The 24,214-nt window shown below is 68.6% G+C and carries 19 protein-coding genes; 8 read left to right on the top strand and 11 right to left on the bottom strand.

Translation table 11 applies throughout. The features are described 5' to 3' along the window. Positions 1-62: 62 nt before the first annotated feature. Genes ACSSVZ_RS05395 through bcsA form a run of 3 tightly spaced genes read right to left on the bottom strand, consistent with a single transcriptional unit; the run spans position 63 to position 6,450 of the window. Positions 63-1,184 (bottom strand): glycosyl hydrolase family 8, encoded by a 1,122-nt coding sequence (locus tag ACSSVZ_RS05395; RefSeq protein ID WP_453968766.1) that lies wholly within the window; start codon positions 1,182-1,184, stop codon positions 63-65. Continuing rightward, positions 1,184-4,129 (bottom strand): cellulose biosynthesis cyclic di-GMP-binding regulatory protein BcsB, encoded by a 2,946-nt coding sequence (locus ACSSVZ_RS05390; protein ID WP_453968765.1) that lies wholly within the window; start codon positions 4,127-4,129, stop codon positions 1,184-1,186. Before ACSSVZ_RS05390 ends, ACSSVZ_RS05395 begins: the two co-directional genes overlap by 1 nt. Positions 4,130-4,137: 8 nt before the next feature. Further along, positions 4,138-6,450, bottom strand: a complete 2,313-nt coding sequence (gene bcsA / locus ACSSVZ_RS05385) for a UDP-forming cellulose synthase catalytic subunit (RefSeq protein WP_453968764.1) — start codon at positions 6,448-6,450, stop codon at positions 4,138-4,140. 402 nt (positions 6,451-6,852) lie between these two features. On the opposite strand from bcsA, the gene bcsN reads away from it, so the two are divergent. Beyond that, positions 6,853-8,025: a cellulose biosynthesis protein BcsN gene (gene bcsN, locus ACSSVZ_RS05380; RefSeq protein ID WP_453968763.1), complete on the top strand. Its 1,173-nt coding sequence runs from the start codon at positions 6,853-6,855 to the stop codon at positions 8,023-8,025. A 30-nt stretch (positions 8,026-8,055) separates the two neighbouring features. Here the strand turns inward: bcsN and ACSSVZ_RS05375 are convergent, their stop codons facing one another. After that, positions 8,056-9,162: an AI-2E family transporter gene (locus ACSSVZ_RS05375; RefSeq protein WP_453968762.1), complete on the bottom strand. Its 1,107-nt coding sequence runs from the start codon at positions 9,160-9,162 to the stop codon at positions 8,056-8,058. Between the two features lie 306 nt (positions 9,163-9,468). Here ACSSVZ_RS05375 and ACSSVZ_RS05370 point away from each other — a divergent pair, with 306 nt between their 5' ends. From ACSSVZ_RS05370 to ACSSVZ_RS05360, 3 genes are all read left to right on the top strand, one after another. Then, positions 9,469-9,717 carry a CsbD family protein gene (locus ACSSVZ_RS05370; protein WP_453968761.1) on the top strand — a complete coding sequence of 83 codons (249 nt, stop codon included), beginning with the start codon at positions 9,469-9,471 and terminating at the stop codon, positions 9,715-9,717. A 505-nt stretch (positions 9,718-10,222) separates the two neighbouring features. Next, positions 10,223-10,636 (top strand): universal stress protein, encoded by a 414-nt coding sequence (locus tag ACSSVZ_RS05365; RefSeq protein WP_453968760.1) that lies wholly within the window; start codon positions 10,223-10,225, stop codon positions 10,634-10,636. Positions 10,637-10,778: 142 nt separating this feature from the next. Further along, entirely contained in the window at positions 10,779-12,395 is a 1,617-nt protein-coding gene (locus ACSSVZ_RS05360) for a BCCT family transporter (protein WP_453968759.1), read from the top strand. 27 nt (positions 12,396-12,422) lie between these two features. Here ACSSVZ_RS05360 and ACSSVZ_RS05355 read toward each other — a convergent pair whose 3' ends face one another. The 6 genes from ACSSVZ_RS05355 to ACSSVZ_RS05330 all read right to left on the bottom strand — a co-directional run bounded on the left by ACSSVZ_RS05355 (position 12,423) and on the right by ACSSVZ_RS05330 (position 18,056). After that, entirely contained in the window at positions 12,423-13,742 is a 1,320-nt protein-coding gene (locus ACSSVZ_RS05355) for a mechanosensitive ion channel family protein (RefSeq protein WP_453968758.1), read from the bottom strand. A gap of 170 nt (positions 13,743-13,912) precedes the next feature. After that, positions 13,913-14,401 (bottom strand): DUF3237 domain-containing protein, encoded by a 489-nt coding sequence (locus ACSSVZ_RS05350; RefSeq protein WP_453968757.1) that lies wholly within the window; start codon positions 14,399-14,401, stop codon positions 13,913-13,915. Beyond that, positions 14,398-15,693, bottom strand: a complete 1,296-nt coding sequence (locus ACSSVZ_RS05345; protein WP_453968756.1) for a TRAP transporter large permease — start codon at positions 15,691-15,693, stop codon at positions 14,398-14,400. The genes ACSSVZ_RS05350 and ACSSVZ_RS05345 overlap by 4 nt, the downstream gene beginning before the upstream one ends. Beyond that, positions 15,686-16,219 (bottom strand): TRAP transporter small permease, encoded by a 534-nt coding sequence (locus ACSSVZ_RS05340; RefSeq protein WP_453968755.1) that lies wholly within the window; start codon positions 16,217-16,219, stop codon positions 15,686-15,688. Before ACSSVZ_RS05340 ends, ACSSVZ_RS05345 begins: the two co-directional genes overlap by 8 nt. Positions 16,220-16,378: 159 nt before the next feature. Continuing rightward, complete coding sequence (locus tag ACSSVZ_RS05335) at positions 16,379-17,392, bottom strand: TRAP transporter substrate-binding protein (protein WP_453968754.1); 1,014 nt, start codon at positions 17,390-17,392, stop codon at positions 16,379-16,381. Positions 17,393-17,726: 334 nt separating this feature from the next. Beyond that, positions 17,727-18,056, bottom strand: coding sequence for a hypothetical protein (locus ACSSVZ_RS05330; protein WP_453968753.1), 330 nt, complete (start codon positions 18,054-18,056; stop codon positions 17,727-17,729). A gap of 473 nt (positions 18,057-18,529) precedes the next feature. Between ACSSVZ_RS05330 and ctrA the strand changes: the two genes are divergently transcribed. Beyond that, a complete protein-coding gene (gene ctrA / locus ACSSVZ_RS05325; protein ID WP_453968752.1) occupies positions 18,530-19,231 on the top strand; it encodes a response regulator transcription factor CtrA in 702 nt (233 codons plus the stop codon). 70 nt (positions 19,232-19,301) lie between these two features. Here ctrA and ACSSVZ_RS05320 read toward each other — a convergent pair whose 3' ends face one another. Beyond that, the gene (locus ACSSVZ_RS05320; RefSeq protein WP_453968751.1) at positions 19,302-19,937 is read right to left on the bottom strand and encodes a histidine phosphotransferase family protein; all 636 of its coding nucleotides are present in this window, start codon (positions 19,935-19,937) and stop codon (positions 19,302-19,304) included. A gap of 270 nt (positions 19,938-20,207) precedes the next feature. Here ACSSVZ_RS05320 and ACSSVZ_RS05315 point away from each other — a divergent pair, with 270 nt between their 5' ends. The 3 genes from ACSSVZ_RS05315 to ACSSVZ_RS05305 all read left to right on the top strand — a co-directional run bounded on the left by ACSSVZ_RS05315 (position 20,208) and on the right by ACSSVZ_RS05305 (position 24,128). Next, positions 20,208-20,864, top strand: a complete 657-nt coding sequence (locus ACSSVZ_RS05315; RefSeq protein WP_453968750.1) for a DUF1134 domain-containing protein — start codon at positions 20,208-20,210, stop codon at positions 20,862-20,864. 374 nt (positions 20,865-21,238) lie between these two features. Continuing rightward, entirely contained in the window at positions 21,239-22,993 is a 1,755-nt protein-coding gene (locus ACSSVZ_RS05310; protein WP_453968749.1) for a hypothetical protein, read from the top strand. 532 nt (positions 22,994-23,525) lie between these two features. Beyond that, the gene (locus ACSSVZ_RS05305) at positions 23,526-24,128 is read left to right on the top strand and encodes an HD-GYP domain-containing protein (protein WP_453968748.1); all 603 of its coding nucleotides are present in this window, start codon (positions 23,526-23,528) and stop codon (positions 24,126-24,128) included. Positions 24,129-24,214 lie beyond the last annotated feature (86 nt).

Genomic DNA, 24,214 nt, shown 5'->3' with positions numbered 1-24,214 from the left:
CGCGGTTGCCGGCGGCGCCGCGGCGCGGCTTCGAGCGGACGCGGCCAGGGGGCGGAGGCGGGTCAGGTCGACAGGCAGCGCGGATAGCTGTCGCGCGCCACCGACAGCGCGAGCAGCTGCAGCGACGAGGGATAGTAGCTCGTCGGCTGGAAGACCTGCAGGTCGGAGGGAATGGGCGTCTGGCGCAGCGCGCAGGCGACCAGGGCGGCCTGGATGCGGTAGCCGGGGTCGTCGAGCTGCTGCATGATCTGGTCGGTGGTGACGTTGACCACGGCGGGACGCCCGGCGCCGCTCTGGTTCCAGGCCTTGTCGTAGGGCTCCAGCAGCGTCGTGTCGGTGATCCCCGCCTGGATCAGGTACAGCGGAATGCGGATCGAGTTGTAGCCGAACTCCGGCTCGAAGCCTTCGGCCGGGCGCGGCGGCTGGTTGGCCTGCATCGATATCCAGTCGGACGGCAGCTTGAAGCTGCCGAACTGCGCCTCCTTCAGGAGCACCAGCCCGCTCGCGCGCACGCCGCTCCAGTCGGTCTGCGGGTCGAGGCCCTTGATGGCCTCGAGCGCCGAGAACACCCAGTAGGAGGGATTGACCACCGGCCCGTCCGGGCGTTCCGCCTTGGTGAAACCCTGGGATCCGGGAAGGATCAGGTTCATCCGCCCTTCCTGGATGATCAGCGTCTTGCCGATCGTTTCGGCCATCCGCTGCGCGTGGTCGCGGTAGCGATCGATGCCCCAGCGCTCGGCCGCCCGCAGCAGCGCCCAGACGATCAGGATGTCGCCGTCGGTCGCCGTGTTGATGTCGGCGATGTGCGGATCGGCGTCCGGCACCCATTTCCACGCGGCCAGCCCGTCGTCGCGGATCAGCAGCTGGGTGAGCGTGAAGGTCCAGATCTGCTCGAAGGTGGCGCGATCGTCGGCGGCGACCGACAGCAGCAGCCCGTAGCCCTGGCCCTCGGAATGGCTGATGTTGCCGTTCCCCGTGTCGACGATGCGCCCGTCGGGCGCGAGGAACTTCTCCCGATAGGCCGCCCAGTCCTGCGACGAGACGGTCGGTGCGGTGGCGCTCACGCCGACGCCGTAGTCCTGGGCGGTGGCGGGCGCGATGCCGGGGAGGAGACAAGCGAGGATCGCGGCGGAAAGCGTCAGTGGCGCGGCGAAGCGGCGCATCAGCGTCGTTTGCAGAGTCACTACTTTCTCCCCATCGGCTGAATGACCCGGTGCGTGAAGACGCCCAGCACCACGGCGGCGAAGATCATGACCAGAGCGTAGATGCCGTTGTTCAGCGAGAACCAGTTCGCGGCGATCAGGCGCATGTTCTGGAAGCTGAGCGGCTCGGTGACGATGAACACCGGGTTCTCCGCCGGCATCACCTGGACGGCATCGCTGTCGAACTGGAACGCGGAGAGGCGGCCGCCCATCCGGTCCCACTGCCCGGAGGCCGAGATCGACGCGACGCTGGCCGACAACAGCGCCGGGGTGGGCGCGGTGACCAGCGTCCACGCATCGTCGACCGACTGCGGCGCGGCGGCCTGCGCGATGATCAGCGTCGCCTGTTCCATCACCTGCGGGCCGGCGTCGGTGCCGTTGCGATTGGACAGCGCGTCGAAGGAGACGTCGAACTGCCGGCCGAACCAGGCGCGCAGGTCACCGAGCGTGCCGGCGAGGCCCTCGCCATGGCGCACGTCGGTGCGCCAGCGGTCGTAGAGTTCCTCGGTCTGGCTGCGCTCGTCGGTCATCAGGTCGTCGGTCGAGCGGAACTCGTCGACCGCGACGTTCCGGTTGCGTAGCGCGTCCTCCTCGCGGGTCTGCTCGCGCATGCGCTTCAGGATTTCGTCGTACTGGCTGAGGCCTTCCGGCTGCAGCCGGTTGCCGGCGGCCCGCGGGGTCAGCCAGCTCTGGGGGATGACGCGGTCCACCCGGGTCTGCTGGAGAACCAGCGGGGTGACCTCCGAAAAGGCGCCGACCACGATCGCCGGCCGGCCGATCAGCGAGGAGATGCTGTCGACGGCCACCGCGTTCAGGCGCTTGCCGCGGGTCACGGCGAGCCGCGCCATCAGGCTTGCCGCGGCGCCGAGCGTGTCCCGCGAATCCCCCGAGACGCGCACCGCGATCGGCTTGTCGCCGATGGAATACGGGAAGCCGTCGGCGCCGAACGACGCGAGGTCCGGCACCCGGCCGATGCGGGCGAAGGCGGGGAACACGAACTCCGTCGTGTTGAACAGCACGAAGCGCTGCTGGGTGGAGACGGTGCCGCCCGGCAGGCACAGCGTGTCCGCGTCGGTCAGCAGATTGACCGAGATGCGCACGTCGTTGAGGCCCGGCCGGAAGTTCTTGAGCAGGATCCGCACCGGGAACTTGGAAAACACGCGCCCGTCGTTGGTGGTGAACGACAGCGCCGTGGCCAGCGCCCCGTTCACGTAGACGTTGAGCCGGCTGCCCGGCAGGACGGCGGGGGTATAGGCGGCGTCGAGCTCGATGGTCGCCTGGCCGTAGGCGGCGGCGAAGAAGTCCGGCGGCAGCTCGATCTGGAAATGCGTCTCGAAGCGGCGGCCCGAGAATTCCTGGGTGAACACGCCGGCGTCGCGCAGCGAGAACCGCTCCGCGCCGTCGATCTCGATGGCATCCGGGGAATGCCAGGGCGGCGTCGCGGCGATCGGGTTCACCCGCGAGATCGGGTCGATCTCCGCCTCCAGGCGCCGCAGCGCCACGATGAGGCTGCGTTCGTCGGGAGCCGCCACGAACACCGTCGGTCCGATGTCGGGCCGGTCCTGGAGAACCGCGATCGGCATCGACTGGGCGTCCGGAGAGACGTCGCGGACGAGCCGGCTGATCTCGGCGAACGTGCCCATCACCAGGTTGACCACGCCGGGCTGCGGCGGGGCCGGCATGCCGGGCGTGAGGATCTCGACCAGCGGATGCTCGAAGCGGCCGCGAACCGCCATCGTCTGCACCGCCTCGAGAATGTTGTTCTGGGCGCCCGAGGTCATGCTGGCCGGCTGCAGCACGCGGATGCGCGTCGCGCCGGTGGTGTCGACCCCCACGGCAGGCAGCTCCGCCAGGCTCTGCAGCGGCACGTCGCCGCCGCGGAACGACAGCCCGGTCAGCCGCGGCTCGATGCGGGTCCACAGCTCGTAGGTCGCCTGCAGGGAACAGTCGATGCGGTGGCGCTGGTCGACCTCGAAGCGGATCGCGTTGGCGCCGGGACGCACCATGTCGGGGGTGATCGGAACCGCGACGACCTTGGTGTTGTCGGGCGAATCGATCTGGGTGGTCATGATCTCGCGCGTGTTGAGATAGACCCTGAGCTGCGACGCCTCCGGCAGCACCAGCACCGAGTTGGTGAACGCGACCGTCAGCGTCGCGCCGCGGGCCGCCTGGGCGGCGCTCAGATAGATGGTCCAGCTGCGGAAATCGACCTCGCCCTCCAGCCGCAGGTGGGCGAACGGAACGATCGGCCGGTCGACCGCCGGCAGCGTGCCTTCGGAGTTGCCCAGCGACACCTCCATGGTCCGCTGGCCGGTATCGGTGTCGTCCTCGAGGAAGCGGTTGAGCTCGTCGAGCTGGTTGGAGGTGTCGACGGTGATCGGGTTCTGCTGGCTGCCGGGCTGGTTTGCCGCCGGCGCGGGCGCCGTGTTCCAGCCGGGGGCCCGGCTCGGGTCGAGCAGCGTCTCCACCGGCGGCAGCGCCGGATTCTGCTGCCGCGCTGGCGCAGCCTGCTGTCCGCCGCCCTGATTGCCGCCTCCGAGCGAAAACGGCGGAGGGGTCGCGGAGCTGTCGGGCTGGGGCTGGTCGATCGACTGCAGCGTCGGCGCGGAGCCGGACGGGCTCGAGGAGAAATACTGCGAGGCCGTGTCGCTCAGGGTCTGCGACCCGAACGCCGGGGCGGGCTGCTGGGCACCCGACCCGGATCCCGATCCGGAGGGCGGCTGTCCCTGGCTGACGGGGGCGCGGCCGCTGGGCCGGGACGGGGCGTTGCTCTGGCCGCTCGGCTGGGAGGCGGACGATCCGGCGTCGTCGGGCGCCATCTGGAAGGGCGCCGGGCCCTCCTGGGCGTGCACGGCGAGGCCACCGACCAGGGCGATCGCGCCGGCGAGGAGCAGTCGGCTGAGACGGCGCGCGCGGCGGCGGTCCATCTTGTACCTCATTCGGCCGGCACGGCGCGCGAGCCGTGCGGCGAAGGCGATGCGGGACCGTCGTCGAAGTCGTCGTAGCTGCCGGTCGGATGGTCCGGCGGGGGCAGCCGTTCCGGCGGGCCGTGCTTTGCCGTGCTGGCGTTGTCGGAGGAGATGCCCTGGTCCGGCGCCTCCTCGTCCTTGCGCGGGAACAGGTAGGAGAGGCCGCGGACGGTCTGGTAGAACGCCATCACGAAGAACTCGACGATGCCGCGCAGCACGCCGATGTCCTTGCGCCGGCCCTTCTGGAAGGCCACCCATTCCTCGGATTCGGCGAACACCAGATCGGCCACCAGCCGGAAGTGGGCGGCTTCCTTGGTGGCGAACTGGCAGCCCAGCGCCTGGCCGCCCTGGTCGCGCATGATGCCCATCACCTTGAGGGGCAGCGCGTTGGAGTTGAGCTTCGCCTTCGGCTCGAACCGCATGATGACTTCCTGGCCGCGCTTGAGGCCACGCAGCGCGTTGGCCGGCACCAGGATGCGCGTGCCGGTCACCGAGACGTCGTCGATCTTCGCCGACACCACCTCGTCACCGAAGATGATCTCGGCCTTGCGGTTCACCGTGACGCGCTGGCTCTGGCGCAGGTTCCGCCGCTCCGACACGACGCCCAGCGCCGCGCCCATGATGATGAGATTGAAGATGTTCCAGCCGCCCACCACGATCGCGATGTCGGCGACGTAGGGCTGGGTCCAGACGCGCCAGATCGTCACCAGCACCGCGAACAGGAGGATGAAGAAGATGATGTAGAACGGCCAGCCGAGTTCGGAGATGCGGCTCTTGGTGGTCGTCTCGCCCTTCGCCGTCACCTTGAAGGTCGGCTTCTTCGGGTTCAGCAGCACGCCCCCCAGCGCCTTGATCAGGTAGACCGACTGGATCGTCTCGTAGAGTTCCGAAATGAACGGCCACCGGAAGCTCGAATAGAGATAGTTCTGCATCAGGATGTTGATCAGCATGTACGTCATCGTATAGGCGGCGAATTCCGCCCCGGACGCATTGAAGATCTGCAGCGAGAAGAACAGGTAGGCGAGCGGCGCGAACAGAAAGGTCAGCCGCGCGAACGGAAACAGCCAGAACATCGACGCGGCCATGTAGCAGAGCCGCTGCGGGATACGCAGCCCGCGCTTCAGGAACGGCCGCTTCAACAGGATGATCTGGAGCATGCCCTGGGCCCAGCGCGACCGCTGGCCGATGAAGCTGGCGAAGGTTTCCGGCTGCAGGCCGGCGATCATCGGCCGGTCGACATAGGCGCTGTGCCAGCCGCGGGAATGCAGCTCGAGCGCGGTCTCGGCGTCCTCGGTGATCGACACGCCGGAGAAGCCGCCGGCGGTCTCCAGCGCGGCCCGGCGCAGCACCGCGGCCGACCCGCAGAAGAACGAGCCGTCCCACTTGTCGAACCCCTTCTGGATCATGCCGTAGAACATCTCGTTCTCGGACGGCATCCGGTTCCAGGTCTCGAGATTGCGCTCGAGCGGGTCGGGATTGATGAAGAAATGCGGCGTCTGGACCAGGAACAGCCGCTTGTTCTGGCGGAACAGGCCGACCGTCTGCTTCAGGAAGTCGCGCGACGGGGCGTGGTCGGCGTCGAACACCACCACCAGCTCGCCGTGGGAATGGGCGAGACCGTTGTTCAGATTGCCGGCCTTGGCGTGGAGGTTCTTGGCACGCGTCAGGTAGCGGGCGCCCATGTCGCGGGCGAGCTGCTGCAGCTCGCGCCGGCGCGCCTGCGCCTGGGCGGCCTTGTCGAGATCCTCGTCCTCGCACTTCTGGTCGGTGCCGCCGTCGTCGAGGAGATAGACGATGAACTTGTCGGCCGGGTAGTCCATCTGCCGTGCCGCCGCCAGCGTGGTCGCCAGCAGCGCCGGTTCCTCGTTGTAGGTGGGCACGAAGACGTCGACCGTCGGCTGGTCTTCGTCCGGGAGGATCGGCGCGGGCGGCCGTTCCAGCGGGTCCGACACGGCGAACAGGCTGAGAAACAGCATGAAGACGCTGTACATCTCGGCGAGATAGAGAATGACGCCCGGGATAAAGTCTTCCAGCTGGCCGATCGGCGGGATCGTGCTGGTCGTGCGCCAGTAGCAGTAGCGCAGCACCACCGAGGTGCCGAGCGCCAGCACCACCAGCCGCAGCGCGCCCTCGCGCTTGAAATATTTCAGAATCGCGATGATCGCGGCGACCAGCATCGCCGTGACGAAATGCGTGTTGATGTCGATCGGCTGCGTCACCATGAAAATCATGATGAGGGCGAACAGCATCCACGTGGCTACATTGAAGATTCTAGCCATTCAGTTCACGCCATGCGCTTTCGCCGCCGGGATGGTGCTCGCGAGGCGGCAATGCTCGACCCTTTGCCTGTCCCCGATCTCCGGGCATCGTACCCGGACCAACGTTAACAGCCTCTGACTGCCTCAATGCCGCCACTCTTCGTCAAGGTCTAGCCCAAAGCGCCCGGCGCGGTCGCCGAAAAACGTCAGGCGGGCCTTCTCGATCGCGCCCCCGCAACCATAGACCCATCGGGCCGGAAAATCCCCTCGGAGATGGTCCGGCCGGAGGAGAGAATATGGTTAACCGATTCTCAACGCTTGGGCGCTAGCACCATTCAATCCGCGCGTTCTGCGGCATCTGCACCGATTCGGTCGGTTCGGACGCTGCGTCGTTTAGGCGGACGGCACGAGAGTAGAAAGCCCATGGTGAAGCTTCTGGCGCGGACAAGTCTGATCGTCTGTCTCGTCCTGGCGGTGGCGGCCTGTTCCTACAAGCCGCGCGGACCGCGTCTCGCGACGCTCGCCAACAAGGTTTCGGTCGAGAATGCCTTCATCAGCACGCCGCCGGGCGGACCGCAGCCGATCGCGGTGATCGAGCAGCGCTTCTCCAACGGCGTCCTGCAGGAGATCCTGCTGGAGAATCCCACGAGTTCGGCCGGCGAGAACGTCCTGGTGGCCCGCGCCTTCGGGCCGATGGGCGAAGATCGCGGCATGGAGCGCATGTCGCTCGACGAGCCGACGACCGCCGACATCCGCCGCGAGATGCGCCAGCGCTTCCCCGGCGTGAACATGACGATTTCCGAATCCTACGTGCAGAACCGCTACGGCCCGTTCGCCTTCGCGACGGGACAGCTGCGCAGCGGCGTCAGCTGCATCTATGCCTGGCAGGAGATCCGCGCGAAGAAGAGCGTGCTGTTCCCCGGCTACCGCGGCGCCGTGACCTGGCGCCTGCGCTTCTGCGATGCCAACGCCACGCCGCGCGAGCTCCTGTATCTGGCCTACGGGCTCAACGTGAACGTCTACTTCCTGCAGGACAACTGGAACATCTACGGCCAGCCGCCGGAGCCGAACCCGGACATCGGCAAGCTCGGCAAGCCGCTCGGGCCGGACAAGGTGGTCGAGGACCTGTCGATGGCGCCGCCGTCGGGCTATGGCAACTACCGCAACACCCGGACGACGACGCGCCGTCGCTCCGCCCCGGTCGCCGCCACGCTCGAGACGCGCACGATGGAGAACGAGCCCGCCGCCGGCGCCGCCGTGGTGCCGCCGCCGGCCCGCGCCGCCACGCTGCCCACCACCAGCGCCAGCCGCAGTCCGACGGTGATCACGCCCAACCAGCCGCAGGCGCAGCGGGCGCCGTCGATTTCGGCGCCGTCCGGCACCGGCGGCATCCCGCAACCCCAGGGCCAGACGGTGCCGGCCACCGCCATCAAGCCGACGGTGCGGGCTCCGTCCATTCCGGCTCCGACCACCTCCGACGCGATCCCCACGCCGCAGGCGGGCGGGTCGTCTGGGACGGCGTCGGACGGGGTGCGGACGGTGGGGCCGTCCACCAACCTCGCGCCGGCCCCCAGGGCGCCCGACGTCATTCGCTAGCGCCGGTTCGCAGGTCGGCCGCGTGCCGCATCAGGCGAACCGGAAGCGCGGCGCCAGGTGGACGAGCACGATCCGCGCCACGATCAGGATCGGAATGGCCAGAAATGCGCCGAGCACGCCCCAGATCCACAGCCACAGCACCAGGGCCAGGAAGACGACCAGCGGCGTCATCGTGAAGCGCCGCCCGAGGATGGTGGGCGTGACGAACTGCCCCTCCAGCAGGTTGAGCCCGACATAGACGAGCGGCGGCAGGATCGCGGCCGACATGCCGTCGTAGGTGATGGCGGCGACGCCGAGCAGGATCACCGCCATGGCGGCCGGCCCGATATAGAGCGCGAAGTTGAGGATCGCCGCCAGCGCGCCCCACAGGTGCGGCGACGGCAGGCCGAGCAGCCACATGGCCAGGCCGACCACCACGCCGAACGCCGCGTTGATGGCGGCGATGGTCAGCACGTAGTGCGACAGCGAGCGCTCGATGTCGCGGAGCATGCGCACCGCCGCGCGCCGGCGCCGGAAGCGCACGAAGCTTCCCAGCACCTGCCGGCGCAGCGCGCTGCGTCCGGAGAGGAAGAAATAGAGCGTCGCCAGAAAGATCAGCACGTGGGCGCTGACGTCAGGGGCGGACGAGACCATCGCGGTCACGATGCCGGGCGACTGCACCGCGACCTGCATGGCGGCGTCTTCGTCGCTATCGGTCGCCTCTTGAACCTGCTGTTCGACCTGCTTCAGCCTTTCGAGCGGTCCGCGGATCTCCTGCCATTTCATCTCCAGTTCGGAGGTGATTTCGGGGATTCGGGCGGACCAGGTCTCGAGCGGCACGGCCATCGCCACCACGAGGCTCGCGGTCACCGCTACTGAGCCGAGCACGATCAGCGCGCTCGACAGGGCGGCCGGCAGGCCGCGCCGGCCAAGCCAGTCGACGATCGGGGCGAGCGTCAGGCCGACCAGCAGGCCGGCGACGGTGGGGGCCAGCACGTCGCGCCCGAAGTGCAGGACGGCGGCGACCGCGATGACGAACAGGCCGACGGTGGCGAAGCTCGCGGCGCCCGCCATCGGCCGCCGCACGCCGCCGGTCTCGTCGGTGGCTGGCTGGGCCAGCGCGGCTATCGTCGGTCGGTCGCCTGGCTGCCTATCCACGGAGGGCCGCCGCTTTGGTCTCGCCGCGGCCGGCGATCGGAGCAGGGGCTGCGGGGGCGGTCGGCGGGTCGGTGTCCGGGGCGCACACGGGGGGAACCTTCTTTTCTCGTTGTCGCGGGCGGGGCGAAGGGTCAATGCCCGAAGGCGGAGGCGGTTCCGCGGGGCCCGTCCGAACCCGCCTGCGCCACCCCTTCATCCGGGCGGGGTCCGTGTCGACGGCAGACGCGCCAGGGAACTTTTGGCCGGTCAGCCACGTTGATTGTGCAGCGGGCGGTGGGTCGCTGTGACGCGTGGAGGATGTTGAAGATGTTGGACCAGATCCGCGACAATTGGCGGCCGATGAAAGGCGCAGTGCAGGAGCGCTGGTTTCGTCTGACCGACGACGACCTCGATCAGATCGACGGACGCCTGGAGCGCCTCGTGCGCCGCATTTCGGCCCGCTACGGCATATCGTCCGACGAGGCGTCGGCGGAGATCAACCAGTGGTACGCGCTGCTGATCCCCGAATGCTCGCGCTCGATCCGGACGATGTCCCGGCCGATCGCGCACGTCTGAGCGTGCCGGCCTCGCCGTGGGCGAGGCGGGCGGGGCACCGGCCCCGCCGGATCCGTCTCCTGACCATCCAGCGCCGACCCGGAGCACCCGGGGCGGCGTTTTTTTTTGGCAGTCGACGCTTGCTAAGTGCCCCTTCGAAGACGTTCTGTCCGCAGGCGTGCCCCTTTTCTTTGCATTCGCAGATCGGTGAATCCGAATTTTCGAAGTTTATCAATTGTATGACTGGCGTCTTCTGTCTTTCGCAAGATGCCGGCAATTGAATACGTGACCGTGATTAACCGATGCGGACGGGCGCGGCGCCGGCAGGGTGCGGCGGATTGACTTGCCCTGCCTCAACTGACACGTTGCTGCCAGAATGGTGTGGGCGCGGGGCCTGGCCGAAGGCCGGCCATCCGTGCCGGCGGGGCGACACGGGCGGGGCGACACAGGTCTGCTGTTCCTGCGTTCGGCGACGTCGGCTCAGCCGGTGGCGCCTCCCGAAGACGTTGGCACGACAGGAAGCGACATGTTCAAGAAGCTCATGCTGCCGATCGATCTGGCGCACGTCGCCAAGCTCGAAAAGGCGCTGCGGGCTGCTGTCGATCTTGCCCGCCTCTACGACTGTCCGATCACCGTCGTCGGCGTGACGGCCGAGACGGCAACCTCGGTCGCCCACAATCCCGCCGAATACGGCGCCAAGCTCGCGCGGTTCGCCGAGGAGCTTGCCGAGACGCACGGCGTCGTGGTCGACGCCACGGCGCGTGCGGCCCACGATCCCGCCGTCGATCTCAACCGGATGCTTCTGGCTGCGGCGCGCGAAACCGGTGCCGACCTGATCGTCATGGCCTCCCACGTCCCCGGCATCCCCGACCATTTCTTTGCCTCCCACGGCGGCGCGGTCGCCTCGCACGCGCCCGTGTCCGTCTTCGTGGTGAGATAGCGCGCACGCGCCTGTGCCGGCCGGGGCTCCCGGCCGATCGGACACTCGCTCCGGAAGCGGCGGGCCGGCTGCCCGCCAGGCCTTCGTCCGCTCCGGGCCCGGACCCCTGGTCCGATGTGACTTGAATGAAAGGAATGCGACCGTGAGCGACGAAACCATCGTCACCCCCGATGGGGACGTGACCCTCATCGAGACCGACTACACGGTCGGCCAGGACAACATCCAGCCGCAGTTCGGCCCGATCGGGATGGACATCCACAATCCGGTGTTCCTGGTCTCCGGTCTCACCATCGTCGCGTTCGTGGTCTTCGCGATCCTCGCGCCGGAGCAGGCAAGCACGCTGTTCGGCTGGCTGCGCCCGACGCTGACCGCCACCTTCGACGAGGTGTTCCTGTTCACCGGCGACGTGTTCGTCATCCTGGCGCTGGTGCTGATGGTCTCGCCGCTCGGCAAGGTGCGGATCGGCGGCACGGAGGCGACGCCCGACTACTCCTATTCCGGCTGGTTCGCGATGCTGTTCGCCGCCGGCATGGGCATCGGCCTGATGTTCTTCGGCGTGTCGGAGCCGATCTCCCACTACACCTCGTCGCTCGCCGACACGGCCGGCTCGCCCGACAGCTGGGCGCCGCTCGGCGGGGCCGCCGGCCTCGAGCTGGAGGCCCGCCGCCTCGCCATGGCGGCCACCATCTTCCACTGGGGCCTGCACCCCTGGGCGATCTACGCCATCGTCGGCCTGTCGCTGGCCATCTTCGCCTACAACAAGGGCCTGCCGCTTTCGGTCCGCTCGATGTTCTATCCGATCTTCGGCGAGCGGGTCTGGGGCTGGGTCGGCCACGTCATCGACACGCTGGCGGTGTTCGCCACGCTGTTCGGCCTCGCCACTTCCCTCGGCATCGGCGCCCAGCAGGCCAATGCCGGCCTGAATTTCCTGTTCGGCGTTCCGGAGACCGACATGTCGATGGTCATCCTGATCGGCGGCATCACCGGGCTGGCGCTGCTCTCGGTGGTGGCCGGTCTGGATGCCGGCGTGAAGCGGCTGTCGGAGATCAACATGGTGCTGGCGGCGCTGCTGCTGGCCTTCGTCATCGCGGTCGGGCCGACGCTGCTCATCTTCAAGGGCTTCTTCGCCAACCTTCTCGCCTACGGCGAGTACCTGCCGGCGCTCGCCAATCCGTTCGGCCGCTCCGACACCAACTTCAGCCAGGGCTGGACAGCGTTCTACTGGGCCTGGTGGATCTCCTGGTCGCCGTTCGTCGGCATGTTCATCGCCCGCATCAGCCGGGGCCGGACGGTGCGGGAGTTCATCTTCTGCGTGCTGCTCATCCCGTCGCTGGTGTCGGTGCTGTGGATGACGGCCTTCGGCGGCACGGCGATCACCATGCTGAACGAGGGCTACCAGGACATCGCGGAAGCCGATTTGCCGCTGAAGCTGTTCACCATGCTGAGCGACCTGCCGCTGGCCAGCATCACCTCGTTCATCGCCATCGTGCTGGTCATCGTCTTCTTCGTGACCTCCTCGGACTCCGGCTCCCTCGTGATCGACACGATCACCGCCGGCGGCAAGGTCGACGCGCCCGTGCCGCAGCGGGTGTTCTGGGCGAGCTTCGAGGGGCTGGTGGCGATCGCGCTGCTGCTCGGCGGCGGGCTGACGGCGCTGCAGGCGGCGGCGGTGTCGACGGGATTGCCGTTCGCGATCGTGCTGCTGTTGGGCTGCGTGGCGCTGGTGAAGGGGCTGTTGTCGGAACCGCGCGGCGCCTGACAGCACCGCCCTCGGCCATCGCCCGGTCTAGCCGGGCTCGACGCCGACGATGCGCGCGCCGGCCGGCACGACGAGCTGGCGGTGCGGGAACGGGATCTCGATCCCGTTCTCCTTCAGCGCGTCCCAGAGCGCCAGGAACACGTCGCCGCGCACGTTGGTCAGGCCGTTCTGCGCGTCGGGGATCCAGAAGCGCAGGACGAAGTCGATCGACGATTCGCCGAAGCCGGTGATGTGGCACACCGGCGCGGGGTCCTGCATCACCCGCTCGACCTTGGCCGCGGCCTCGCGGGCGATGACGCGCACCAGATGCGGATCGCTCGTGTAGCTCACCCCGAACGTCACATCGAGGCGGGCGCGGGTGTCGGTGTAGTACCAGTTGACCACCCGCTCCTTCACGAAGTGATCGTTGGGCACCAGGATCTCGCGGCCGTCGCGCGCCACGATCGAGACGAAGCGCGCCCGGAGCGAGCGCACCCAGCCCACCATGTCGCCCATCTCGATGACGTCGCCCGGCTTGATCGACTTGTCGACGAGGATGATCAGGCCGCTGATGAAGTTCGACACGATCGTCTGCAGGCCGATGCCGATGCCGAGGCCGAGCGCACCGGAAAACACGGTGAGCGCGGTCACGTCGATGCCGACGGCGGCGAGCGAGGCGAAGATCGCCATCGCCACGAAGGCGATGCGCACGAGCTTGCCGACCAGCACCTGCACCGACGGCGTCAGGTCGGTGGTGCGATCGACCCGGCGCTGGATGCCTTCGGCCAGCAGCTTCGACAGCCACAGCATCACCACCAGGATGATCACGCCCTTGGCCAGCGACAGCAGCGAGATCCGCGTCGATCCCAGCGATACGGCGCGGGCATCGAGGATCATCGACAGCGGATCGAGCACGCCGAGGAGCTCCAGGGCGAGCAGCGTCCAGCCGATCAGCGCGACGGTGCGGGCGGCGGTGCGGTTGCGCACCACCCGCGAGGCGATGGAGATGACCACCCAGGCGGAGACCAGCGTCGCGGCGAGCCGCAGCAGCAGCACCGCCTCGCTGCCGCCGATCCGCAGGGCGGCGGCGTAGGCGATCCACAGCAACACCGCCAGCAGGATGAACTTCGTCCGGCGCAGCACGACGGCGAGGAAGCGCAGCAGCCGGGGCCGGTCGCGCACCCGCCTCAGCCGGGCCTCGAGCAGCGGCTCGATCAGCCGGCCGAGCAGCAGGGCCAGCGGGACGGCGACGGCCAGCAGGACGAGCTGGAGGATCGCCTCCGGTTCGGTCGAGCGCGCGAGCAGTTGCTCCAGCGGACGCTCGAACGCGTGAACCATGCCGCTCGCGGTGTCCTGGATCTCATCCATTCAGCAGGGTTCGCCGTGTCGCCATCGGGCCGATGTCCCGGCGTCGGCACCCGCCGGCCGGATCGCTCGATCCCGCCGGCATGCCGCCGCCGCCAATGCCCCCGTTGGCTGCCCCGAATGGAAACAGTAGCGCGCCGCCGTGTCCGAGGAAATGCCGCCGTGGATGGTGGTCAGCGCACTTCGTAGACGGACAGCACCACGGCGCTCGCCAGGCGCGCGCCGGTGCCCACGAGGATCATCCCGGCAAGCCAGTCATAGCGCGGGTCGGCGGAGATGAAGCGCGCCTTGGTGCGCATGTAATAGAGCGCCGGGTCGACGGGCTCGCCGCGCGCGACCGCGGCCAGCACCTCGGTCGGCCCGTGGCGCAGCCCGAAATTCTGGATCTCGACCACTGCGCCGTCGTCGGTTTCGAAGGCATAGCGCGCATCGAGCTCGGCGATGCCGTCGGTGCGCACCAGCTGCCAGTCGGCGCCGATCGGCAGGATCCGGCCGTTGAGGCGGGCGCCGCGCACCGTGCCGCCGACGATCGGGATGATCCGATGCTTGCCCTTGGCGCCGTCGCCCATCTCGTGGGGCGGCGACAGCTCGATCCGGAGATCGCACAGGTGGCCGAGCTCGGGCGCCGGCAGCGTCGGGAAAGCCGTGTCGGCGTCGCTCATTGCATGGTCCGCGGCAGGAACATCACGATCGCCGGGAAGGCGACCAGCAGGATCAGGCGGAGAATGTCGACCAGCACGAACGGCATCACGCCCTTGTAGATCTGGGTGAGGCTGACCGTCGGCGTGATCGAGTTGATGACGAAGACGTTCATGCCGACCGGCGGGGTGATCAGCCCGAGCTCGACGGTCATCACCACGATGATGCCGAACCAGATCGGATCGAAGCCGAGCGCCTGCACCACCGGGAAGACGATGGGCACCAGCAGGATGATCATCGCCATGGCATCGAGGATGCAGCCGAGCAGCAGGAAGAAGACCAGGATCAGCGCCAGCGTCGGGTAGGCGCCGAGATCCAGCGAGACCAGGAACGAGGTGATCTTCTGGGGGGTCTGGGTGATCGTCAGGAAATAGCCGAACAGCAGGGCGCCGATCAGGATCGTGTAGATCGACACGGAGGTCCTGAGCGCCTCCGCGAGGCTCGCCAGCAGCGCCTTCACGCCGAGCCGGCGGCGGGCGATGCCGATGATGGCGGTCAGCGCCGCGCCGGCGGCGGCAGCCTCCGTCGGCGTCACGACGCCCGCGTAGATGCCGCCGATGATGGCGATGAACAGCAGCCCGACGGCCCACACGCCGCGCAGCGAGACCAGCCGCTCGCGCAGGCTCTGGCGCTCGCCGGCCGGCAGCCGGCGGCCGTGCACGATCTGCACCGTCAGCATGTAGAACAGGATCGCCAGGATGCCGGGGATGATGCCGGCGACGAACAGCTTGCCGACGTCCTGGTTGGTGATGAAGGCGTAGACGGCAAGCACCACCGACGGCGGGATCAGGATGCCCAGGGTGCCGCCGGCGGCGATCACCCCGGTCGAGACGTCGTCCGGATAGCCGAAGCGCTTCATTTCCGGCAGCGCGATGTTGGTCATCGTGGCGGCGGTGGCGACCGACGATCCGCAGATCGCCGCGAAGCCGGCGCAGGCGCCGATCGTCGCCAGCGCCAGGCCGCCGCGCAACTGGCCGAGCCAGGCGTTGCCGGCGCGGAACAGCTCGCGCGACAGGCCGGAATTGGTGGCGAGCACGCCCATCAGCACGAACATCGGCACGAGGCTGAGATTGGTGTCGGTGACGGTGCGGATGGGAGAGGTGGCGAGCAGGTTGAGCGCCGGACCCCAGCCGACGATCGCCGCGAAGCCGCAGACGCCGACGACGCCCATGGCGATGCCGACCGGCACGCGCACCACCATCATGCCGAACAGGGAGATGAAGCCGAGAACGGCGACGAGATCGCGCTCACTCATATCCGGACTCCGCCGGCTGGTGGATGTCCGGATCGGCGGGGGGACTGTCGGCCCCGGTCAGCAGATAGAGGAGCCTTGCCGCGACGGTGAAGATCGACACCACCACGCCGGCCCAGGCGAGCGCCAGCCACGGCCACACCGGCCAGCGCAGGTCGAAGGTGGATTCGTAGGAATTGTAGGCGCTGTCGACCCGCTCGAAGAGCTTGTAGGCGAGCGCGATTGTGAACACGAGCAGCACGGCCCAGCCGAACGCCTCCATCATCCGCCCCACCCGCGCGGGCACGACCTGGGCGAGGATGTCGACGGCGATGTGCCCGCCCCGGAAGCCGATCGAGGCGAGGCCCCACATCACCGCGACGCCGAGCAGCAGCCGCGACAGATCGAACGAATCCGGGATCGGAAAGCTGAAGAGGTAGCGGCCGATCGCCGAGACGAAGACCAGCAGCGTGACGACGCCGAGGCAGATTCCGGCGATCACGTCGACGCCTTTCGAAAAGCGTTCGAGGTTACGGAAGATCGATCGCATGGGTGCGGCTCGGGCTCGGGAGGGATGGGCCGTCGATCGGTGCGCGCGGGGCGGCATTCCGATGGCGGCGGGTGGCGCGAGGTCCGGCAGGATGCGGCCGGACCCCGCCCGTCGATGGAGAATCGGTGCCGCCGCGCCCGATGCGCGGCGGCGTCCGGATCAGTACCGAGAGTCGTTCTTCTCGAGCGTCTCGTTGAAGCTCTTGTAAATGGCGTCGGCGTCGTAGCCGCGGCCGTTCACGTCGGTCTTCCACTGGTCGAGAAGCGGCGCGGCGGCGTCCTTCCAGGCCTGGATCTCTTCCGGGGTCGGCTCGTCGACGAAGTGGTCGGAGGAGGCGAGCGCCTTCTCGCGGCCCTCGTCTTCCCAGTTGGCCCAGCCGGAGGCGACCTTCTCGGCCCAGTCGGGCGTGCAATGGTCGTCGATGACCTTCTTGTCCTCAGGCGACATCGCCTCGTAGCGCGCCTTGTTCATGACGGTCACGAACGTCGTCACGTACATCGGCATGTCGAGGTGGTGCTTGGTCACGTTGTCGATGCCGAACAGCCAGATCGAGTTCCACGGGAAGGTGATCGCGTCGGCCGCGCCCTTGGCGAGCGCATCGCGGGATTCCGGTGCCGACACCTGCACGTTGGAGCCGCCCAGCATGGTGACGAACCGGCCCATGGTGGCGTGGGCCGGGCGGATGTTCTTGCCCTTCACGTCGGCCGGCGAGGTCAGCTTTTCCTTGGAATGGAAGGTGCCGGGCGAATGCAGGTAGGCCATGCAGAAATGGACATCGGCCATCTCCTTGTCGGCGTACTGCCGGTACCATTCGTCGAACGCCTTGCTGCCGCGCGTGGCGTTGTCGATCTGGAACGGCACTTCGCCAAGGGCGATCACCGGAAAGCGGCCAGCCTGGTAGCCCGGATTGATGTAGCCGAAGTCGGCGATGCCGTCGCGGACCATGTCGTAGTGGTCCGGTGCGGCGCCGAGCTGCTGGGCCGGATAGATGGTGATCTTGATCCGGCCGTCGGAGGCTTCGGAGATCGCTTCGGCCCAGGGCTCGAGGCCGGTCGGCTGCAGCGGGTGCTGGGCCGGAACCCAGGTCGAGAACGAGTATTCCGTCTGTGCGTGCGCCTGCGTGGCGAAGACCATGCCGGCGGCGGCAGCTGCGGCGAGCCAAGTACCCTTCATCGGTCGCTATCCTCCCTGGTTTGCGACAGTCCCAACGGGTTTTCGGGCCAGGGTCGACGGATCCGCAGGCGGCCTCTGTGGGCCGGTCGAAGGTCGCGGATGTCGACCGAAGGACGTCAAATCCCGTCGCTTGAACGAATGCGAGTTCGTTTGGGTCGCAACCATACCAGTCCGTACGGTGAACGCAATCGACCTTGGGGGGGGGCCGCCGGATCTTCGTTTGCGGGCCGCCGGAAGGGTGCGGCGGCGGCCCGGCGACGCGAAAACGCCCCGGCGGGTTACGCCGGGGCGGTTGCAGCTCGGGTCCGGTCGGGGGCCGGTCGGGCGCGGGCGGTCAGGCCGCGTCGATCGCGCTCACCATCGACTGGTAGACGTCGGTGACGGCGGCCAGGTCGGCGGCGGTGGTGGCGCGGCGTTCCTCCAGCCCGGCGATCGACGATTCCAGCTTGTCGCGGCGCTGCCGCGCCGCCCGGGCGGCGGTCGAATAGGCGAAATGGGAGGGGTCCTGCACGCCGGTGCGTCGCTCCTCCGCCTCGATCTGTCGGTCGAGATCGTCCGCGATGCGCCGGAAGTCGGCGATCATCATGTCGGACTGGGCAAGCTGGCGCTCCAGCTCCCTGACCTCGAATTCCTTGTTGCGAACTGAACTCTCTCGCGGCTTCATGACGTACTCACTCCCCCGATGCCGGTAGCGGACCGTAGTGGCGAGTCCTTGCCAAAGCGTTCGCATGATCGGCGAAATTCGCCGTCGCGCGGTTACCTTTTCGCGACGCGGTCGGCGGCGGGAGTGTTTTCGGCCCGCTTGGTAACAGATCGTTTACGGCTCTTGTTCACCATGAGCCTCGCACCCGCCTGGCGTCTGATGCGCCGGTCGGAGGCCGCGACCTCGAGAGGGGTGGCGGAAACCGGTTCGTTCCGACCGCGACCCTATCCAGCTGTGGATGAAAGAATGCCTTTTTCGCAACGGCTTATAGTGAACCGTCAATCTGCGTATTTAAGGCCCTTGGGGTCCGTTTCGGCATTTGTTAACCATTATGGGTCAGTCTCTCGAATCGGGAAACAGACCACGTCGACGCCGTCGCTTTCGGACCTGGCGGACATGACGAACCCGAGGGCGGGTGGCACGAGGGGATTGGCATGCGCGTACTGCTGATCGAAGACGACCGCGCGATGGCGCAGAGCATCGAGCTGATGCTCAATTCCGAGAAGTTCAATGTCTACATCACCGATCTCGGTGAAGAGGGCATCGATCTCGGCAAGCTCTACGACTACGACATCATCCTTCTCGACCTCAATCTTCCGGACGTGTCCGGCTACGAGGTCCTGCGGACGTTGCGTGTGTCGAAGGTGGCGACGCCGATCCTGATCCTGTCGGGGCTCGGCAACATCGAGGACAAGGTGCGTGGTCTCGGCTTCGGCGCCGACGACTACATGACCAAGCCGTTCCACAAGGACGAGCTGGTCGCCCGCATCAATGCCATCGTCCGGCGATCGAAGGGCCACGCCCAGTCGATCATCCGGACCGGCGAACTCGCGGTGAACCTCGATACCAAGACCGTCGAGGTCGCCAGCCAGCGGGTCCACCTGACCGGCAAGGAGTACCAGATGCTGGAGCTCCTTTCCCTGCGCAAGGGCACCACGCTGACCAAGGAGATGTTCCTCAACCATCTCTACGGCGGCATGGACGAGCCCGAGCTGAAGATCATCGACGTCTTCATCTGCAAGCTGCGCAAGAAACTGTCGGCGGCGACCGGGGGCAAGAACTACATCGAGACCGTATGGGGTCGCGGGTATGTCCTTCGGGAACTCGAAGAGGAAGCGGCGAAGGAATCGGCCTGAGCCCTTTCGGGCCGGTCGACGCCGGATCGCCGCGGACGACGCCTGCCGGGCGCCCGCGGCCCGCTCCAGTTCAGCGCGCGTCGAGGGTGAAGCGATCCTCGTCGAGGCTGGCGGTCACCGTCATGCCGATGTCGCGCGCCAGCAAACCTGTCAGGTAGGGCTGTATCGAATGCGGGTCGAGCGGGACATCCGAAGGCTCGCCGATCACGAAGGGCGTGGTGTCCGGCACCCGCGCCTTGACGCCTTGCGCGACGACCGTGAAGGCCGCCTTCTCGCCCTCCATCTGCACCGTCACCGCCACCGTGCCGCCGCGGGGGATCGCCCGCACCGCGAAGATCGCGAGGTTGAGCAGCACCTTGACCGCCGAGCGCGGGGCGATCGCCACCGGCAGCTGCAGCGCCAGGTCGGCGCGCTCGTGCTCGAACTGCGCCTCCATCATCCGGCCCGCATCGGCGAGGTCGATCATCGATCCGGCGGAGCCGCCGGCGCCGAAGGCGAGCCGCATGAACTGCAGCGACGCCGAGGCCTGCCGCGCGCTCTTTTCGACGAGCTGCATGGCGAGCTCGCGCGTCTCCGGCGAATCGTCGCTTTCCAGCAACTCCAGTCCGTTGATGATCGCGCCGACCGGGCCCACCACGTCGTGGCAGATCCGGCTGGACAGCAGGCTGGCAAGCTCGAGGGGGCCGGGGAGCTCTTCGGAAGACACGGAAGCGATGATCCCTGCAGGATGGCGGTGGGGCGCGCGCGGCGGCGCGAATCGGACGTCCGGGCGAGCGTTACACGGCGCCGCCGTGCGTGCCAACTGCCGCCGCGGCGCCCCTGCCGGCCGCCCCGCGCCGCCTGATCGATCGGAAACGGCCCTGGTTTCAGATGCTTGAGCAATCCCTCGCCGTCCGGAGCGTTTCCATCCGACGGAATCTGGCCCCTGAGGCCGACGAACCGGCGCGGGCTTTCCCGTCGCCAGGAGGAGAGTGAGATGACCGCAAACAAGCCGAGCCGGCGCGGCGTGGCCGGGCCCCTCTGGGCGATGCTCGCCGTGGCGCTGATGATGCTCGCGATGCCGACGGCTGCCGCCGCCCAGCAGTCGCTCGCCCCCTCGGGCGGCACCGCCTACGGGGCGGCGCCCGCCCAGACCGGCGCGCCTCCGGGCAGCGAGACCTACAGCCCCGACGAGATCGCCGCCACCGGGCACAAGTTCTTCGGCGAGGTGTCGGGCGGGCTGGCCTCCGTCATCGAGAACGCCTTCTCCAAATACGGCGAACCGAATGCCTACGTCCTCGGCCAGGAGGGCTCCGGCGCGATCATCGGCGGCCTGCGCTACGGCGAGGGCACGCTCTACACGCGCCTCGGCCAGACCAAGGTCTACTGGCAGGGCCCGTCGGTCGGCTGGGACTTCGGCGGCGACGGCGCCCGGGTGATGATGCTGGTCTACGACCTGCCGACGGTGCAGGCGATCTTCCAGCGCTATGTCGGCGTCAACGGCTCGGCCTATCTGGTCGGCGGCTTCGGCATGACGCTGCTGGCGGCCGACACCACCTACGTGGTCCCGGTGCGCTCGGGCCTTGGCGCGCGCCTGGGCGTCAACCTCGGCTACCTGAAGTTCACGCCGAAGCCGACCTGGAATCCGTTCTAGAGCCTTTTCCGATCAGGTGGAATCACCTGATCGACGAGAAATGGCTCCAGAATCAATGCCTTGAGCAATTCCTTTTCGTTCAGATCGCGTCGATCTGAACGGGAAATGCTCTAGAACGGGGTGCGGAGGGAAAGCCGGTCCGGAAGACCCGCTTCAGGGCTGCTCTCCGCACGGATCGGCGGTGCGCGGCAGAAAATGCTCAGCCGCCGGCGCGCGCTTGCGGCATATCGGCCGGAGCGGCCGCAGATGGCCGGCTGCGAAATCGTGAAGTGGCCCCGGACCGTCGTTCGCGCTAAAGACAGGCGTGCTGACCTGTCCGTGGTCGCGGTAGGTCGCTGGTGGCTTACCGAGGTCCGCGGACCGCGGAGGATGATGTGGACGACCGGCTCTCCCTGCTTGTGACCTACGGCCCGATCGCGGGCTTCGTCATCGCTTTCCTTCTGGCGCTCTACTGGCGGGCCTCGGCGCGCCGGGCGCGGCGCCGTGCCGAACGGGCGCGGCCGATGGCGCTGGCCGAGGCGCGCGCCGAACGCGACGTGCACCGTGCCGAGCACGCCGTCGAGATGCGCAGCCTGGAGCAGCAGCTCGAGGACGCCAAGGCCCAGCTGGGCGTCGCCAGGCTCGCCGCCGCCCGCGACAACAAGCTCCAGTACGACCTCACCCGGGCGCTGGAGCGGGCGGTGAAGTCGGAGACCGCCCAGAACCGGCTGGAACGCGAGATAGCCGACGAGCGTGGTCGCGTCAGCGAGCTGACGCATCGCCTGGAAGAGCGCGAGAAGGACCTCGCCGCCCAGGCGACGCGCGCGGCGGAGATCGAACAGCAGGCGGAGACCGCCCGCGAGGAGGCCCGGACGGCGCGCGGCGAGCTGGAAGCCGCCCGTGCCGCACTGGAGACGCTGCGCCGGGAGAAGACCGAGGCGGCGACCCGCGCCGAGGCCCTGTCGCTGCAGATCGCCGAGATGCGCTCGGCCCAGGTCAGCAACGAGGAAGTCGCGGCCCTGCGCGCCAGCCTGTCCCGGTCGACCGAGGAGCACGCCGCCGAAAAGGCCCAGCGGATCGAGGCCGAGCGGCGCTTCAACGAGCGCGAGCGCGACCTCGATGGCCACTCCGCGGCGATCCGCGACGCCGAAAACCGCGCCGAGACGGCGCGGCTGGAGGTCACGCGCCACGAGAAGGCACTGGCCGACAAGACCGCCGCCCTCCACGAGGCGGAGGCGGCCCGCGAGACCGCCGAGCGGCAGCTGCGGGCGATGATGAACGACGGCGACTACGACCGCGCCTCTGCGGCGTCGGCGAAGGCACGCATCGATCTCCTCTCCCAGGAGCTTTCCGATCTGCGCGCGGCGCGGGTCAGCGGCGACGAAGTCGCTGAGCTGCGCCGGACGCTCGGCGAGGCGAATGCAGCCCTGGCCGAAGAGCGCGCCCGGCGGGTGGAACTGGACGGCACGGTCCGGCGCCTTCAGGCCGCAGCCGGGCCCGTGGCCAAGGCGCCCGCCGAGCCCGCTCCGGCGGCCCCTGCGCCGGCGGACGACGCGGTTGCCGCCGAGCTCGCCCGCATCCGTTTGAGCCTCAACGAGGCGAACAACGCGCTTGCGGCGGAGAAGAGCCGGCGGATGGCCCTGGAATCCGACGTCGTCCGGCTCCAGAAGGAGAGCCTGGAGGCGAAGGCCACCGCCGCGGCGGCGGTGGAAGCGGCGCTTCCCGGCACGCAGGCTGCCGCCGGGCAGGCGGCGAACGGCAGCGATCACGAGCTGGAGCGGGTCGCCCGGGCGGCGTCGGTCGTCTCCAGCGCCGCGCGCGCATACCCGGAGCCCGACCACGGTCAGGACGAGATCGACGAACTGCGCCACGAGCTGGAGCGGCTGCGCGCCGAGAACGCGGCGCTCGCCCGGCAGGCCGATGGCCACGGCGAGATGGACCGGCTGGAGACCGCCGTCCTGCGCGAACGCCTTCAGGACATCGCCGCCGAAATCGCCGTCGTCGCGGCGCGCGCGTCCGGCTCCAACGCCCTGCTGCAGGAGGGCGAGGCCCTTCCCGGCGAAAGCCGCGACGCCATCGGCGCGCCGGATCGCGACGGCCCGAGCCTTGCCTCGCGGGTGCGCGCGCTGAAGCGCCGCCGGGCTCTCTGACCCTGGCCGATGCCCTGCCGCCGCGCCTGTACGATCCCGCGCGGTCGGGCGTTCGGACGGAGCGCCCGGTCGAAGACCCTCCGCCGGCAGCCTGCCCGGGCATCCGCCCACCGTCGCCACCGCATGGACGCGCCGATTTCAGCGCGGCGATTGGGGGGTGGTTTCGGAACGGCTTTCGTGACACTTCAGTGAAATTCTGGTCTGGTCGCCAGTCGAGATATATTCCAGAATAAGAAAAAACAGCGTTTCGGACGGGGAGGATTGACCCGGCGGGGTCAATCAAACGATCGGCGGTTCGGTAAAACAGCATATGAAGCGGCCGCATCCACCGCATGTGCCCGGTCGGGCCGATGCTCGAACCACCTGGTCGCGGGAAGATCCGGCGGTACCTCCGGACGACATCGCGGCGCGCGGGCCCGACTCCGGAGCGCAGAGACCGATCGATCCTGCCGGTGAGCGCTCGGGCCTGTCGCGGGCCGCCGGCCCGGATCGGTCCCCGCGTCAGCCGCCGCTCCCCGGACCACCACTGCCGATGGCATCGCCGGGCGGCGCCGACCTCGATCCCGCCACCGCGTCGGTCCGGGCCGGCCAGCTTCTCAACCTGCTTGCCGCCAGTGACGAGGAAACCGCCGGGCATCTGCGGCGCACCGCCGCCACCGTCGAGGCGGTGTCGGCCGCCCTCGGCTGGGACGCCGACAGGGTCCGCTGGACGACCTTCGGGGCGCTCCTCCACGACATCGGCAAGCTCGGCGTGGCGCGGCAGGTGATGCTCAAGCCGGGCCCGCTGTCGGCGAGCGAGCAGGTCGCCATGCGCGATCACGTGGTCTACGGCACCCGCCTGGTCACCGAGAACGGCTTCCCGCCGCTGGTGGCGCGCATCGTCCAGCAGCATCACGAGCGGCTCGATGGCAGCGGCTATCCGTCCGGCCTGCGCGGCGCAGAGATCTGCGAGGAAGCGCGGCTGGTGATGCTGGCGGACATCGGTGATGCGATGCTGTCGCGGCGCGCCTACAAGCGGGCGCTGCCGATGGATGACGTCCGCAAGGCGCTGCGGGCGGGAGCGGGGCTGCTGTTCGATCCCGACCTCGTCGGCCCGGTGGTGGCCGAACTGTCGAAGGTCCACGAAGCGACCTGAAGCCCCGTCCATGCGGATCGGCCGTCCGGTCGACGGGAGATGGCTTCGCGAAAAATGCGGGACGGGAAGAAGGGCAGGACCGGTCT

Source organism: Amorphus sp. MBR-141 (assembly GCF_053628695.1).
The sequence above is the reverse complement of the archived record's forward strand: the minus strand, read 5'-3'. Positions and strand labels throughout refer to the sequence as shown.